13 protein-coding genes are annotated in these 12619 nt (G+C 71.8%); 9 read left to right on the forward strand and 4 right to left on the reverse strand.

The genetic code is table 11. The features are described from left to right. Positions 1-15 precede the first annotated feature (15 nt). Positions 16-726, reverse strand: a complete 711-nt coding sequence (locus tag IPQ09_26780) for a patatin-like phospholipase family protein (GenBank protein ID MBL0197753.1) — start codon at positions 724-726, stop codon at positions 16-18. A gap of 178 nt (positions 727-904) precedes the next feature. Between IPQ09_26780 and IPQ09_26785 the strand changes: the two genes are divergently transcribed. Then, positions 905-1702 carry a metallophosphoesterase gene (locus tag IPQ09_26785; GenBank protein ID MBL0197754.1) on the forward strand — a complete coding sequence of 266 codons (798 nt, stop codon included), beginning with the start codon at positions 905-907 and terminating at the stop codon, positions 1700-1702. 10 nt (positions 1703-1712) lie between these two features. Next, on the forward strand, positions 1713-2480 hold the full coding sequence (locus tag IPQ09_26790) for a glutathione S-transferase family protein (GenBank protein ID MBL0197755.1): 768 nt from the start codon (positions 1713-1715) through the stop codon (positions 2478-2480). Between the two features lie 130 nt (positions 2481-2610). Here the strand turns inward: IPQ09_26790 and IPQ09_26795 are convergent, their stop codons facing one another. Beyond that, positions 2611-3228, reverse strand: a complete 618-nt coding sequence (locus tag IPQ09_26795) for a hypothetical protein (protein MBL0197756.1) — start codon at positions 3226-3228, stop codon at positions 2611-2613. A gap of 212 nt (positions 3229-3440) precedes the next feature. Here IPQ09_26795 and IPQ09_26800 point away from each other — a divergent pair, with 212 nt between their 5' ends. The 6 genes from IPQ09_26800 (at position 3441) to IPQ09_26825 (ending at position 9985) form a co-directional block, all read left to right on the forward strand. Then, positions 3441-5942, forward strand: coding sequence for a TonB family protein (locus IPQ09_26800; protein ID MBL0197757.1), 2502 nt, complete (start codon positions 3441-3443; stop codon positions 5940-5942). Continuing rightward, complete coding sequence (locus IPQ09_26805; GenBank protein MBL0197758.1) at positions 5939-6721, forward strand: hypothetical protein; 783 nt, start codon at positions 5939-5941, stop codon at positions 6719-6721. Before IPQ09_26800 ends, IPQ09_26805 begins: the two co-directional genes overlap by 4 nt. Before the next feature lie 28 nt (positions 6722-6749). Then, entirely contained in the window at positions 6750-7694 is a 945-nt protein-coding gene (locus tag IPQ09_26810) for a hypothetical protein (GenBank protein ID MBL0197759.1), read from the forward strand. A 96-nt stretch (positions 7695-7790) separates the two neighbouring features. Continuing rightward, the gene (locus tag IPQ09_26815) at positions 7791-8240 is read left to right on the forward strand and encodes a helix-turn-helix transcriptional regulator (protein ID MBL0197760.1); all 450 of its coding nucleotides are present in this window, start codon (positions 7791-7793) and stop codon (positions 8238-8240) included. A 101-nt stretch (positions 8241-8341) separates the two neighbouring features. Continuing rightward, on the forward strand, positions 8342-8689 hold the full coding sequence (locus IPQ09_26820) for a hypothetical protein (protein ID MBL0197761.1): 348 nt from the start codon (positions 8342-8344) through the stop codon (positions 8687-8689). A 102-nt stretch (positions 8690-8791) separates the two neighbouring features. Continuing rightward, positions 8792-9985: an alkaline phosphatase family protein gene (locus IPQ09_26825; GenBank protein MBL0197762.1), complete on the forward strand. Its 1194-nt coding sequence runs from the start codon at positions 8792-8794 to the stop codon at positions 9983-9985. A gap of 92 nt (positions 9986-10077) precedes the next feature. Here IPQ09_26825 and IPQ09_26830 read toward each other — a convergent pair whose 3' ends face one another. Further along, on the reverse strand, positions 10078-10446 hold the full coding sequence (locus IPQ09_26830) for a sulfurtransferase (protein ID MBL0197763.1): 369 nt from the start codon (positions 10444-10446) through the stop codon (positions 10078-10080). 47 nt (positions 10447-10493) lie between these two features. On the opposite strand from IPQ09_26830, the gene IPQ09_26835 reads away from it, so the two are divergent. Beyond that, entirely contained in the window at positions 10494-11888 is a 1395-nt protein-coding gene (locus IPQ09_26835) for an FAD-binding oxidoreductase (protein MBL0197764.1), read from the forward strand. An 8-nt stretch (positions 11889-11896) separates the two neighbouring features. Here IPQ09_26835 and IPQ09_26840 read toward each other — a convergent pair whose 3' ends face one another. Beyond that, a complete protein-coding gene (locus IPQ09_26840; GenBank protein ID MBL0197765.1) occupies positions 11897-12496 on the reverse strand; it encodes a hypothetical protein in 600 nt (199 codons plus the stop codon). Between the last annotated feature and the right edge of the window lie 123 nt (positions 12497-12619).

The following is a 12619-nucleotide window of genomic DNA, read 5'->3' on the forward strand; positions in this document are numbered from 1 at the left end:
ATCGCTGCGAGGGGCTCAGGCCTCGACGTCCACGATGCCGTCGGGGCCGATCGGCAGCGCCAGCGCGCGGACCGCAGCCCGGCGCGCGGCGACCACGGCGCGCCGCCCCTCGTCCAGGCGAAACGGCCCGGAGCGCGGCAGGCCATGAATCCGCAGCGTGACCATGTTGTCGCGCGTCGGCACCTGCATGCCGGCGTCGCCGGCGCGACGCCACGGCGAGCGGGACACGATGTGGTGGAAGAGGAGCCGCTCTCCCGCGGGCATGCCGAGGAGCCCGGGGCGATCGAGGATGCCGCCGTCGAGCAGCGGCCGGCGCCCTTGCCAGGCCGGGTGAAAGAGAAACGGAACTGTGCATGATGCACGTATCGCGAGGGGCAGGTCGCCAGAGCGGAGAACGCGGGTGGAGCGCGAGCGCACGTCGTAGACCGAGACCGCCGCCGGGATACGGCAGGCCTCGAAGGTGCGCGCCGGCAGCAGCGCGGTGAGCCGCTCGTGGAAGAGCCGGCCGGCGAGGAGGCCGAGTCCCGGCCGCGGATCCCAGAAGTCCTGCCTGCGCAGCCTCGCGAGCTCCTCCTCCAGGTGCTCCGGGTCGGCGCCCGCCGCGTACGCTCCCGTGACCAGCGCGCCGGCGCTCGAGCCGGACACGCGCGTCGGGGCGGCCCCTGTCGCGACGAGCGCGCCGAGCACGCCCGTGTGCGCGAAGAAGGAGAAGAACCCGGAGGACATGGCCAGCGCGAAGGGCGCTTCGAGCCACTCTCCGAGGGTCCGGGGGAGCGCGCGGGGCACGGAGTCACGCTACGCCACTACAGCCGCGATCCGCACGAAATTGAGGACCAGCGCTAGCGCAGCCCCGCCGGCGCCGGTCGCTCGTGTGGTGTGGCGCGCCCCGGTGTACGATGCGCCCATGGCAGGACGCACCTTCGCGGTGGGCGACATTCACGGGGACGTCGAGGCGCTGCGTGGCACGCTCGCCTTGCTCCCCCCGCTCGACGCCGGCGACACGCTAGTCTTCCTGGGCGACTACGTGGATCGGGGGCCGAGCTCGAAGCAGGTCGTCGAGCTCGTGCGCGTCGAGCTCCCGCGCACCACCGAGGCCAAGGTGGTCGCGCTGCGTGGCAACCACGAGGACGGCTGGCTCCGCGTGAAGAACGGCGGCTGGCCCGAGTTCATCATCCCGATCGGCAACGGGTGCCTCGCCACGCTCCGCTCGTACGAAGACGCCCTCCACTTCGACGGCGACGTCCCTTCGGTGCGCGAGATCAAGCGCATGCAGGATGCAGGCTTCTTTCCACCCGAGACCATCGCCTGGTTCGAGGCCCTGCCGCACTACTACGAAGACGAGCACGCGATTTACGTTCACGCCGGCCTCACCGAGCGTGAGCCGGGCCGCTTCGCGCACCCCTCCGAGCTCGCGAACAAGACCCCGCTCCTCTGGGTCCGCACGCTCAAGTTCTTCACCGAGTACCGCGGCAAGCAGGTGGTGTGCGGCCACACGACGACCCAGCACTTGCCCCCCGAGCTCTCGTCGTGGACCCCCGACGACCCCTTCGACATGTGGGTCGGCGAGCGCGTGAAGGTGATCGACACCGGCTGCGGCAAGGGCGGCTTCTTGACCATCTTGGAGCTCCCCTCGGGTGTCGTGTACGAGTCGCGCAGCCTCCCGCAGAGCTCGCCCGTCGCCGAGCCTGGCGCGACACCGTGACGGCGCGACCGTGACGACCTACCGCCTCCTCACGATCGGGCCGAGCCACTACTGCGAGAAGGCGCGCTGGGCCCTCGAGCGGGCCGGCGTGGCGTTCACGGAGGAGGCCCACCTGCCGCTCCTCCATTGGCCACACGTCGTGGCGGCGGTGGGCTCGCGCACGGTGCCGGCGCTGGTCGGGCCCGGGGTGCGCCTCGGTGAGTCGCGCGACATCCTGCGCTTCGCCGACGAGCGCTCGCCCGCCCACGCGCGCCTCTACCCCGAGGGGCAGGACGGGCGCGAGGTGGCGCGGCTCGAGGCCCTGTTCGACACGAGGCTCGGCCCGCTCGTGCGGCGACTCGCCTACTGCTTCATCGTGCCGGAGCCTGCGCTTTTCGTGCGCGTCTTCGAGCCCACGGCGTCACCGCTCGAGCGCGCCCTGCTCCGGCGTGGACACGGCGCCCTGCGGGCCGCCCTCGGGCGAGCGTTCAAGGTCTCTCCGCGCGCGGCGGTGCGATGCCAGGAGCAGCTGCTCGCGCTCTACGCCGAGGTGTCGCGCGACCTCGGCGAGCGCCCTTACCTCGTAGGGGACCGCTTCTCGGCGGCCGACCTCACGTTCGCGGCGCTCTCGTGGCCGCTCCTCTTCCCGCCGGAGCTCACCGCCGGAGCAGGGTCCCCGCTGGGGGCACCGTCGCGGAGTGAGCTGCCCCCGGGCCTCGGGGGTGCGGTCGACGCGCTCCGCGAGACCCGCGCCGGCCGCCACGCGCTGCGCATGTACCGCGACCACCGCCACGGATAGAGCGCCGAACCGCTGGTCGCCTCCTGCTCGCCGCGCTCCTCATTCGACGGGGGAGGCCGCTCGGAGACGACCCGGGGGCGCGGCCCACGGCGGGCTCCGCCGCGCCCGACGCGCGGGTGCGCCCCCTGCGCTACTTCATGCAGGCCTTCCACGCCTCGCGCGTGCCCGCCGCCATGGCGCAGGTGTACTTCGCCCGCGTGATGTTCTCCTCCTTGCAGGGATCGCCCTTCTGCGCCGTCGCCTGCCCCTTCGCCTGGTTGAGGAGCTGCTTGAGCATGTCCGGGGGGATGCCCTGCAAGGCCGGGTTCGACTGCACCTCGAGCTCCACGTAGCGATCGATCACCTGCATGCACTCTGCACGCGTTGGCTTCTGGTTGCTCGTCACCGCGGCGGCGGTGGTGCCCGTGGGCGTGGGCGTGGGCCCCGAGGCGGGGAGCGTCCTCGTGACGGTGCTGCCCTTGCCCGCGGGCTCGCTGGGCGCCTCCGCGCCTCCGCTGGCGCCGCTGGCGCTCGCGGGGGCCGGGCCGCCGGGGTCGCTCTCCGACGACTCCGGGGTGACCACGCGCGGCTTCGCCGACGCCGCCTCGTAGGCGGAGTTCGAGGGCACCATTTCGGTCTGCGCGGAGCGGGCCGGCTTCGGGCTCTCGCAGCCGGCGAGGCCGAGCGCGAGCGCGCCCGTGGCGACGAAGGTGAGCGCCAGGGAGCGCAGGCCAGAGGGGGACGACGGCGAGAGGGTGGGGCGGTTCAAGGCCTCCCTACGATATCCCGATCCTGCGCCCCGCGATAGCGCGCGGCGCGCACCGCAGCTTGGCGTTGCGCGACACCGCGACCGCGCGCGGCGACCGCGCAGACACGAAAACCCGTTGACGCCAGCCCGAGATTCAACCAAGTTGCAACTCCGTCTTCCTCAATAGTTTTCAACACTTAAACACTTCAACATTCATTTAATCGTCTCGGTTCGTGAATCCGTCCCCTTCCTCCACTCGCCTCCGCGCGCCTCGCCTCGTCGCCGCAGCCCTCGGGCTGCTCGCGCTCTCGGTGGCCGCGCGTGCCCAGGCTCAGGACGAGGTGGTGCCGCCCTCCGTGCTCACCTCGTCCGAGCCGGTGTACCCGTCGAACCAGGTGAGCTCGGGCAAAGACGTCCTCGTGGTGCTGGCCGTCACGGTGGACGCCGAGGGCCACGTCGCCGGCGCGACCGTGCTCGAGTCCGGGGGCGTCGACTTCGACCGCGCGGCGATCGACGCGGCGCGCCTCTTCACGTTCAACCCGGGCCGGCGCGGCGAGCGCGCGATCCCCACCAAGATCCGCGTCCCGTTTCACTTCGTGCCCCGCCGCCCCGCACCGAAGCCCGTCCCCTCCGGTCCGGCCCACTCCACCGAGCGCCCCGCTGCTCCCGTCGAGTCGGTCCAGGTCGAAGGCGTGGCGCGCGCCCCCTCGCGCGGCGCCTCAGACTTTCGCCTCGATCGTGAGGTGCTCGGGGCGGCCCCGCACCGAGACGCGGGCGAGCTGCTCCTCACGGCGCCCGGGGTCTACGTCGCGCGGCCCGAGGGCGACGCCGTGGCGCAGCGCATCTACCTGCGCGGGTTCGACGCCGTGCACGGGCAGGACATCGAGCTGCGCGCGGCGGGCATCCCCCTGAACCAGGGCTCGCACATCCACGGCCAGGGCTACGCCGATCTCTCCATCGTGATCCCGGAGACCGTGCGCAGCCTCCGCGTGATGGAGGGCGTGTACGACCCGCGCCAGGGCGATTTCGCCGTCGCCGGGAGCGCCGAGTTCGACCTCGGGGTCGAGCGGCGGGGGCTCCACTTCAGCGCCAAAATGGGCTCGTTTGGTACGCAGCGCGTGCTCGCGCTCTACGCCCCGGAGGAGGCGCCGCAAGAGACCTTCGGCGCCGCCACGTTCCGCAACACCGACGGCTTCGGCGACGGCGTGCGAGGCTCCACGTCGGGCGCGGGCGTCGGCCAAGTGCGGCTCGCGGTGGGGGCGAACACGGTCCTCACGCTCCACGTGGCCGCGAGCGCGGCGCGCGGCAACATCGCCGGCGTCCTGCGGCGCGACGACGTGTCGGCGGGGCGCGTGGGCTTCTACGACGCGTACGCCTTCCCCACGGCTCGCGCGCAGTCGGCCGGCGCGTCCCGCGGGCAGCTCGGCGTGTCGCTCGAGCACCGGGACGGCGACGGCCGACGGGTCCACGGCAGCGTCTGGACCTCGCTCACGTCGTTCCGGAGCCGCACGAACTTCACTGGCTTCACGCAGCGCTCGCAGATCGAGCCCTCGTGGGTCGGCCGCGGCGACCTCATCGAGCAGTCGAACGGCGACCACGGGCTCGGTGGCACGTTCTCGTACCGCACCGCGCGCGCGCGCGTGCACGACCTCGTGACCGCTCAGCTCGACGTCGGCACCGAGGTCCGAACCCACGGCGTCGAGCAGGCGCAGAACCTGCTCACGGCCCCGCAGAACGCGACGTGGGACCAGCGGGTGGACGCGAAGGTGCGCTCGACCGACATTGGCCTGTTCGCCGACGGCCTCCTCGCGGGGAAGAAGTGGATCCGCCTCCGCGGCGGCGTCCGCGCGGATCTGCTGTTTTTCGACGTGGACGACAAGCTCGGCAACTTCCAGCCCTCGTTCGCCAACAAGACCCACATCGTCGGATTTCGGCGGACGGCGGCGGGGCTCGTGGCGGGGCCGCGAGCCACGCTCGAGGTGCGGCCGGTGCAGGCGGTCACAGCCACGCTCTCGTACGGAGAGGGGTTCCGATCGCCGCAGGCGCGCCAGCTCGAGGAGGGTGAGAAGGCGCCCTTCGCCAAGGTCCGGAGCTTCGAGGGCGGCGTCGCGGTGACCAGCGGCGCGCTCACAGCGTCGGCGATCGCCTACCAGACCAACCTCTCGTACGACCTCGCGTTCGACGCGGAGGAGGGACGCCTCGAGCGCATCGGCCCCACGACGCGCCGAGGGCTGGTGGGCACGCTCCGCGGCAAGATCGCGCCTTGGCTCACCACGTCGGCGAGCGCCACCTTCGTGCGCGCCACGCTCGACTCGCCGCCGGTCCCCACGCCGGAGGATCCCGCCCCCGCGTATTTGCCAAACCAGTCGCTGCCTTACGTTCCGCCGCTGCTCGTGCGCACCGACACGTCGGCAGAGCACCGCCTCTTCGACCTGTGGCGGCAGGACGTGATTGGGCGGCTCGGCTACGCCACGACCTTCCTCTCGCCTCGGCCGCTCCCGTTCGGCGCGAGCTCGGCGGCGGTGTTCCTGGTCGACATGCAAGCGAGCCTGCGCCGGGGTGCCCTGGAGATCGGCGCCGAGACCACCAACCTGCTCGGGGCCCGCTACGCGGAGACCGAGTACGCGTTCGTCTCGAGCTGGCGCACGGGGACGCCCCCTTCCCTCCTGCCGGCGCGGCACCTCACCGCCGGTCCGCCGCGGCAGGTGCTCTTCACTCTGGGCCTCACGCTATGACGACGGGTCACTTCCTACGCGCGCAGCAGCGCCTCACTCGGCTCGCGCGGCTCGCGCCTCACGCGATGGTCGCGATGATCGCGATGGCGTCTCCGATCCTCTTGGCGGGGTGCATCGAGGCCCCGCAGGCCGAGGTGTCGTACGAAGCCGAGGCGCGCTCGTCGCTCCGCCGCTCGTTCGAGGTGGGCGGCGTCACGGTTCGACTCTCGCGCGCGGAGCTCGCGTTCGGGCCGGTCTACCTGTGCTCCGCGAGCTCCGGCTCGGCCACGCTCTGCCGCTCGGCGCTGGGCGAGCTGCTCGACGTGGCCCGCGTCGATCTGCTGGCAACCGCGCCCACCGCGCTCGGGCGCGTGCGCGGGTTCACGGGCTCGGTGCGGAGCGCCTCCTACGACCTCGGGCTCCACTGGTTCGACACGAGCTACGCGGTCGAGGCCGCGCCGACGGCGCCCGACGGCCACTCGCTCGTCGTCGTTGGCACGCTCGAGAGAGCGGGCGAACCGGAGGTGCCGTTTCGACTCTTGCTCGACGCCGTGCCTCAGTACCAAGGCCAGCGCGCAGTCCCCACCGCCGAGGCGGTCGCCGAGATCACGACGACGCCGACACGCCTCGTCGTGACCTTCGACCCCGAGGCCTGGCTCCGCCAGATCGATTTCGACGCCGTGCTGCAGACCGCCCCGCGCCCGATCCTCCTCGACGCGAAGAGCGCCGCCCACAACGCGGCGCTCGTCGGGCTCAAGGTGGCGCGCCCGCCCGAGCTCCGCTGGATTTCTCCGCCTTAAACGCGACACTTCAACAAAAGGACACTTCATGCATCTTGGAAGCCTCCACCCCCGGAGCGCCGCGCCGGTCGCTTTGTGCCTTGCGCTCACCCTCGTCGCTGCCTGTTCGTCGGACGGCACGACGACCGACGCCGGCGCGCCAGCGTCCGGGACAGGCACGGCGCAGCTCATCGTCGTCGCCGAGGACTCGATCCCCGAGGGGCTCCAGTCGGGGACCGATCCGGAGAACCTGAAGGACGGCTGGACGATCACCTACGATCGCTTCCTCGTCACGATCGGCGGGGTGGTCGCGGCGCGCTCCGACAACGGGGCGTCCACGAGCGCGCCCGACGTGTTCGTGCTCGATCTCCGCAACGCCCCCACCACGGGCTACGTGCTCGCCGAGTGGAAGGGGCTGAGCGCCGCGCGGTACGACAAATTCAGCTTCAGCCTGCCGAACGCGAAGCCGGGCGCGAAGCTGCTCGCGCCCACGAAACAGACCGACCTCGACTTCATGACGAAGGAGGGCTTCAGCGTGTACTTCGAGGGCGCCGCGTCCAAGGGCGCCGAGAAGCTCACGTTCAAGTGGGGCTTCCGAGCCGGCACGAGCTTCGCCGACTGCGCCACGACCGAGGGCCAGGCGGGGTTCGCCGTTCCTTCGGGCGGGACGGTGCAGGTGAAGCCCACCATCCACGGGGATCACTGGTTTTTCACGAACGTCACGCAGGGCGCAGAGCTCACCGAGCGGCGCGCGGAGTGGATCAAGACCTGCGACAAGGACAACAACAAGGACGTGACGCTCGACGAGCTCAAGGCCTGCGATCTCGCCGCTGCGATGCCGCAAAAGCCGAACGGCCCGTACGACCTCACCGGGGTGAAGGACCAAGACGGCGACCCGAAGCTCTCGGTGTACGACTACGTCGCGAGCCAGGCCCGCACCCTGGGCGATTTCCAGGGCGACGGGGAGTGCCCCACGCGCACCCCGAGCCCCTGAGCCCGGCGTCGAGAAACACTGTGGGCGCGCCGACCGGGGCGAAATCGGTTGCGCGCGCCGAACACTCGCCCTATCACTTCAACAGTCGGTGAATTGATGGCGACGACCCGCACACCCAAGAAGCGCTCTCCGAGCTCGCCCGCCGAGCCGCACGCGCGCGCGCGCGCTCCAGCGTCGCCTCCTGGCGACCTGTGCGGGCCCGAGGAGCACGCGCGACGCGCGGGCAGCGGGCGCGCCACCGACGAGCAGCTCGAGCGCGCCGCGGCGCTCTTCCGCGCGGCGGGCGAAGTGGCGCGGCTGCGATTGCTGGAGAGACTCGCCGACGGCGAGTGGTGCGTGACGGAGCTGGCAGAGGCCGCGGGCGTTGGGCTCTCGACCGTGTCCCAGCAGCTCCGAATCCTGCGGGCCGAACGCGTGGTCACGCGGCGGCGCGCTGGCAAGCACATCTTTTACGGGTTGGCCGACAGCCACATCGTCTCGCTCTTGCGCAGCGCGATCGAGCACGCCGCCGAGCCCTCGGCGCACGACCACGACCACGACGAGTGACGTCCACCAAGGCAAGTCACGCGAGTCCCGCAATCACACCACCACGCAATCACACCACCACGCAATCACACCACCACGCAACCATCCGCCTCGGAGGCACCATGAGCGACCACAAGACCCACGCAGGACACGACCACGTCCACGGCGACGGCTGCGGCCACAAGACCGTCGACCACGAGGGTCACAAGGACTTCCTCCACGACGGCCACCTGCATCACCCGCACGGCGGCCACGTCGACGAGCACACCCTCGCCGTCAGCGCGCAGAACCCGGCCGACTGCACTCCAAACCACGCGTGCGGCGGGCACGCTGCCGAGCACGCGCACGGCCCCGGGTGCGGCCACGACGCGATCGCCCACGGCGATCACAGCGACTACATCGTCGACGGCCACCTGCACCATGCCCACGGCGGGCACTGCGACGATCACGGCAAAGTCTCCGTGGCCTGAGGCCGCGGCTCGACCACCGAAACTTGACCCGACTCGCCCCGTCGCTTAGCGATCAAGGAGCGGCGCGCGGCGACCGCGGAGAGGATCCCGGGTGCTTCGTACGTGAAGAAGAAGGCCGCGCTCTCCGCCCTGGTGATCACCGCGTTCGGGTTCTTCCTGCCCGCGTGGAGCTCCTTGGACGGCGCAGAAGCCCCGCGGGCGCCGCACGAGGCGACCGCGACCGCGGCGGAGCCGGTGGACCACGCGCCGCTCGGGAAGAAGAACCTCCCCGGCCGCGTGGTGCTGGTCGTCCTCGACGGCGTCCGCTGGCAAGACGTGTTCCTTGGGGTCGATCCCGATCTCGCCCGCGCGACGATGCTCCCCACGAAGGAGGTCGTGCCCGTCGAGGAGCTGGTGCCGAACCTGCACCGGTTGGCCACCGCCGACGGGGCGGCGTTCGGAGGCCCCGGGGTCGGCGAGGCGATGTTCGCCTCGGGGCCGAACTACGTGTCGCAGCCTGGGTACATCGAGATTTTCTCCGAGCGCCGCCCGACCGAGTGCAGCTCGAACGTGTGCCCGGCCACCGCCGAGCCCACGTTAGTGGACGCCATCGCGAACGCCACGAACGGCAGCGTCGCCGTGGTCTCTTCGTGGGAGGTCATCGGCAAGACGGCGACCGCGTCGCCCGACGACCTCGTGATGTCCGCCGGCCAAGCGCGCGGCGAGAACCAGTCGCAGCTCCGTGTGAACGCGCAGGCCAAGCGCGCGCTCGAGATGGGGCGCATCGCCGCCGCGTGGCCGGGCCACGGCGAGTACCGGCCCGATCGCTACACCGCCGAGGTCGCCCTGGCGTACCTCGAGGCGCGTCGACCGCGGTTTCTCTTCCTCGGCCTCGGCGACACCGACGAATACGCCCACATGGGCGACTACCGCGGCTACCTGCGCGCACTCCACGCGGCCGACGCGACCATCGGTCAGCTGCTGGAGGCCCTCGACCGCATGGGCGACGAGGGGCGACACACCACCGTGCTGATCACCACCGACCACGGCCGTGAGCGCGGCTTCATGAGCCACGGCGGGTTCGCGCCCGAGTCGTCGCGCGTCTGGATGATCGCGGGGGGGAACGTTCGGCCGCAGGGCCTCGTCGCGCTCCCGGCGCCCGCCCACCTGTACGACGTGGGCCCGACCGTCCGCGCGGTCATGGGGCTCCCCGCTTCGGAGGGCGAGGGTCGCCCGCTGTTTGGACACGACGCGCCCGAGCCCGCGAGCGCGTCGCTCTCCCCCGCCGCGAGCCCAGATCACCACCCGCCAGAGTGACGGCGGCCGACCGCACCGACATCGGGCATATTTGCCAATCATTTCAATTAGTTCACATTCGGGCTCTCGCGCGGACGGACCGCGGCCCGGCTCTACTTCTCGGTCGGCTGGCCCGCTTCGCGCCAGCCGCGAAAGCCGCCGTCCATCGAGATGATGTTCGTGTACCCCATCTTGCCCAAGGCCTCCGCGGCGAGCACGGACCGGAAGCCGCCGCCGCAATAGAGGACCAGCTCGGCGGACGGATCGGGGAATTTCGCCTCGGCGTCGCGCTCGAGGATCCCCTTGCCGACGTGCTCGGCGCCCGGCACGTGGCCGGCGGCGAACTCGCTCTCCTCGCGGACGTCCACGATGCGCGGCGCCTCCCCGCGCGCGAGCCGCGCGACGACGTCCGCGACCGTGCACTCCCGCACTCCGGCGCGGGCCTCCGTGACGAGCTTCAAGAAGCGTGGGCTGTGCACCATGGATTCTCCGTTGCCTCCCCCGCGGAGCCTAAACTAGACACGAGCGAATGTCCCCCCTCGACCCGGCGTTCCGTCACGCCCTCCGCGCGGCGCTCCCGGACCTCCACACCTCGGACGAGCCGGGCGATCTCGCGACCTACGGCCGCGACTGGACGCGGGTCTACGAGGCCGCGCCGGCGCTCGTGGCGTTCCCGCGCACGACCGCCGAGGTGAGCGCGCTGCTCGCGCTGGCGAACGAACACGGCGTCGCGGTGGTGCCCTCGGGCGGCCGAACCGGGCTCGCAGGCGGGGCTCTCGCGAGGCACGGCGAGCTCGTCCTCTCGCTCGAGCGCATGCGCCGCATGGATCCGGTCGACACGCTCGGCGCCACGGTGCGGGTGCAGGCAGGGGCCGTGACCCAGGCCGTGCACGAGCACTGCGCCGCGCACGGGCTCACCTGGCCGGTCGACTTCGCGTCCAAGGGCTCGAGTCAGGTGGGCGGCAACATCGCGACCAACGCGGGGGGCGTGAAGGTCATCCGCTACGGGCTCACGCGCAACTGGGTGCTCGGGCTCGAGGTGGTGCTGGCCTCCGGCGAGGTGCTGACCTTGAACGGCGCGCTCGAGAAGAACAACACGGGCGTCGATCTTCGGCAGCTGTTCATCGGCTCGGAGGGCACGCTCGGCGTCATCACCGAGGCCACCCTCAAGCTCGCTCCGCTGCCCGGGAGGCTCGCGGTGTTGCTCTTCGCCGTCGCCGACCTGGCGGCCGTGCTCGCGCTCTTCCGGCGCGTGAAGGCGGGCCCGTTCACCGTGTCGGCCTACGAGTTCTTCACCGCCGAGTGCCTCGCGCGGCTCGAGCGGCACCGGCGGGTGCGCGTACCCTTCGCGGAGAAGGCCCCTTACTACGTGCTCGTGGAGCTCGAGCACGCGAGCGACGAGGCACTGGAGGCCTTCGTGCACAAGGTCTTCGACGAGCACGTCGCGTCCGACGGTGTCCTCGCGCAACACGACGGAGAGGCGCGCGCGCTCTGGGAGCTGCGCGAGGGGATCAGCGAGAGCCTGAGCGCGACCGGCACCCCCCACAAGAACGACATCGCTCTCCCGATCGCCGCCCTCGACGCCTTCTGCGCGGACCTCGGGAGGGTGTTCGCTGAGCGCTACCCGGGCTGGGAGGTCTGCCTCTTCGGCCACGTCGGCGACGGGAACCTGCACGTGAACGTGATGAAACCCGAGGCGCTCGACCGGGCGACCTTCCTCACGAAGACCAAGGAGGCCGACGACGACCTCTTCGCGCTTGTGCGCGCGCACCAAGGCAGCGTCTCGGCCGAGCACGGCATCGGCGTCCTGAAGAAGCACGCGCTCTCCTTCACGCGCACGCCGGCTGAGCTCTCGCTGATGCGCGGGCTGAAGTCCCTGCTCGATCCGCGCGGCACGCTGAATCCTGGGAAGATCCTCGACTGAGCCGGCTCTCAGCCCCGCGACGCCAAGAGGGCGTGGGTCTGCAGCTCGAGGAAGTACGCGACCAGGTCTCGCTCGCGCTGGCCCCTCGCCACGTACCGTGCGACGCGGGCGAACGGCCAGATGTGCGTGCCCGGCGCGACCATCATCTCCCAGTGCCCGAGGTGCGGAGCGCGGATGTCGATCCACTCGCCGCCGAGGCGCCGTGCGATGATCTCGCTTAGGAACGCGCCGTGGAGCCGCACCTCCGCGAGCCCCGCCGCGTCGAGCTCTCCGGACGCGAAGCGCTCTCCCAGGTAGGACTGCATGTGCTCGATCCCGGACAGGTCGGCGCGAAGCGTGATGAGGCGAGCGCCCCGATAGAGCCGGCCGAGCTCGCGCGACAGGAACGTGAACTGAAGGCGCGCCTCGAGCACTGTGCGCGGGAGCTCGGCCACGAGGGTCGCCCCGGAGAGGCCCGCGGGCAGCGGCAGCGGGAGCTCTTCAGCGGCCTCGGCCCCGCGGGGATCCCCTCCCGGGAGCGCGGGGGCGCGACCGAACCACGGCGGCGCCTCCTCGCGCGTGCTGAGCGGGAGGGAGGCCCCCGTCGCGTCCGCGGGGAGCGGGGGCATCGCCGAGGAGGCCGGCGCGGCGGTCGGGTGGCGCGAGTCGATGACCCGCGGGGGGCGCGACGCCGCAGGCGGCGGTGGCGGCAAGGACCCCGGGAGCTCCCCGTCGTCGCGCGGCGGGCGCTC

The organism is Myxococcales bacterium, from assembly GCA_016720545.1.
GTDB lineage: Bacteria > Myxococcota_A > Polyangia > Polyangiales > Polyangiaceae > JAAFHV01.

What these genes read in the sequence shown, in the direction of transcription:
- IPQ09_26780 (MBL0197753.1), bottom strand. Translation starts at nt 726, where the DNA reads ATGTCCTCCGGGTTCTTCTCCTTCTTCGCGCACACGGGCGTGCTCGGC.
- IPQ09_26785 (MBL0197754.1), top strand. Translation starts at nt 905, where the DNA reads ATGGCAGGACGCACCTTCGCGGTGGGCGACATTCACGGGGACGTCGAG.
- IPQ09_26805 (MBL0197758.1), top strand. Translation starts at nt 5,939, where the DNA reads ATGACGACGGGTCACTTCCTACGCGCGCAGCAGCGCCTCACTCGGCTC.
- IPQ09_26810 (MBL0197759.1), top strand. Translation starts at nt 6,750, where the DNA reads ATGCATCTTGGAAGCCTCCACCCCCGGAGCGCCGCGCCGGTCGCTTTG.
- IPQ09_26815 (MBL0197760.1), top strand. Translation starts at nt 7,791, where the DNA reads ATGGCGACGACCCGCACACCCAAGAAGCGCTCTCCGAGCTCGCCCGCC.
- IPQ09_26820 (MBL0197761.1), top strand. Translation starts at nt 8,342, where the DNA reads ATGAGCGACCACAAGACCCACGCAGGACACGACCACGTCCACGGCGAC.
- IPQ09_26830 (MBL0197763.1), bottom strand. Translation starts at nt 10,446, where the DNA reads ATGGTGCACAGCCCACGCTTCTTGAAGCTCGTCACGGAGGCCCGCGCC.
- IPQ09_26835 (MBL0197764.1), top strand. Translation starts at nt 10,494, where the DNA reads ATGTCCCCCCTCGACCCGGCGTTCCGTCACGCCCTCCGCGCGGCGCTC.
- IPQ09_26840 (MBL0197765.1), bottom strand. Translation starts at nt 12,496, where the DNA reads ATGCCCCCGCTCCCCGCGGACGCGACGGGGGCCTCCCTCCCGCTCAGC.